This is a genomic window from Pseudoalteromonas sp. SR45-6 (assembly GCF_014163545.1).
Lineage (GTDB): Bacteria > Pseudomonadota > Gammaproteobacteria > Enterobacterales > Alteromonadaceae > Pseudoalteromonas > Pseudoalteromonas rhizosphaerae.
On record NZ_JACJDM010000131.1, the window covers coordinates 1 to 1,501 of the forward strand.

A 1,501-nucleotide genomic window follows, 5' to 3' on the forward strand; every position below is an offset into this window, starting at 1 on the left:
TCCACCATATAGTTTCATACCAAGCTCCTCGGATTCAGTTTATGTTTTGGTCAACACAACTGTATCGAAAAACTCGAGGAGCTTTCTATATGATTATCAAATCTTGACTTCAGACATCAAATTCATGCGGCAATTTTATAAGCTGTTTTTAAAATAAAATGCTGGTGGTTCACTGGCTAATTAATTTCTGAGTTAAATTAAGGAAAAAGATTTTTTATGGAAGGTATTAATTATGAAAGGTATTAAACGTATTTGGTTTTGGTTTACGCTAGTTGTGTGCCCATTGTTGATTATTTTAGGCGTGGCTACCTTTGCACAGTTATTAGGGCAGTACATGTATTCTCAGCAATTTAGTTTCTCGTCACTATCAAGCTTTCAAATTGCGTTTATGGGGGGCGGAATTTGTGCGTTTTCTGTATTTTTAAACACATTAAAAGAAGCAAAAAATACGCTTTTTTGCAAAATGAGTTAGTTAATAAGGAAAAGTACGTTTGTTGGTGGGCTAGCTAGGTTTGCTTGGTTTTGAGCCTGTTTTAAAACGGGTGTAAAATTAACAGCTATTAAATGGATGATTCAAGGATGAACAAAGGATTATTAAAATCGTGGAATGAAGAGAAAGGCTTTGGCTTTATTAAATCAACCACACTGCAACACGATACCTTTATACACATTTCATCGCTCAAACATATGAGCCGTAAACCTAAAGTGGGCGACATTATTTACTTTGAGGTAGCGACTGAGCCTAACGGTAAAACCAAAGCTGTAAATTGCCGTATTGAGGGCGTATTGGCACAACCACAAATAAAAGCCTCTACAAGGCCGGTTAAAATAAGTAAAACGTCACGTAAAAACTCACCGTTAATGAAACTTATAACGCTTGGTATTATTTTTAGTATTGGTTTTAGTGTGTATAAAACCGGTTTTTTAAATACCAAGCAAACACCAGTAGTGACTAATGCTAACTTAGAGTCATTTATGCCCGCTAGTTCAAACTCAATTACTAAAACACCACCAACATTTCGTTGTGATGGCCGCCAACATTGTAGCCAAATGACTTCCTATGCAGAGGCGTTATTTTTTATTCAACATTGCCCCAATACTAAAATGGACGGTGATGGAGATGGCGAGCCCTGTGAACGGCAGTTTGGGAATAGGTAGTTTTTATATTGGGGTTATTAATAAACTAAAAATTAGTTGATGCCTGTTAAGTGGAATACGATTTTTAGTAATACAGTTATAAATAGCTGGTGGATTAAAAGCCATTTACCATGGAGGTTGTTATGTTTAAAGTAATAATTGGATGTGCTGTTATATTTTCGTTTGTTTGTATGTTACTCGCCGCCGCACCTTTTACGCCTGCGATATCAGGATCATTTAAACCAAATGGGGTCACCCATTAGAAAGTTCCGGTCAAGCAGGCAGCTGTGTTTTCTTGATCTTTTTATTCAAAAAACCAAGTGTTGTTACTTTTTAAACTCACTTTAAATTTGGCTATACACCT

Annotated in this window: 2 protein-coding genes; both read left to right on the forward strand. The window is 36.0% G+C overall.

The window, feature by feature from the left end:
- Positions 1 to 232 precede the first annotated feature (232 nt).
- Positions 233 to 472: a hypothetical protein gene (locus H5158_RS22455; RefSeq protein ID WP_182718866.1), complete on the forward strand. Its 240-nt coding sequence runs from the start codon at positions 233 to 235 to the stop codon at positions 470 to 472.
- Between the two features lie 107 nt (positions 473 to 579).
- The gene (locus H5158_RS22460; protein ID WP_182740955.1) at positions 580 to 1,158 is read left to right on the forward strand and encodes a cold shock domain-containing protein; all 579 of its coding nucleotides are present in this window, start codon (positions 580 to 582) and stop codon (positions 1,156 to 1,158) included.
- Positions 1,159 to 1,501: the final 343 nt, after the last annotated feature.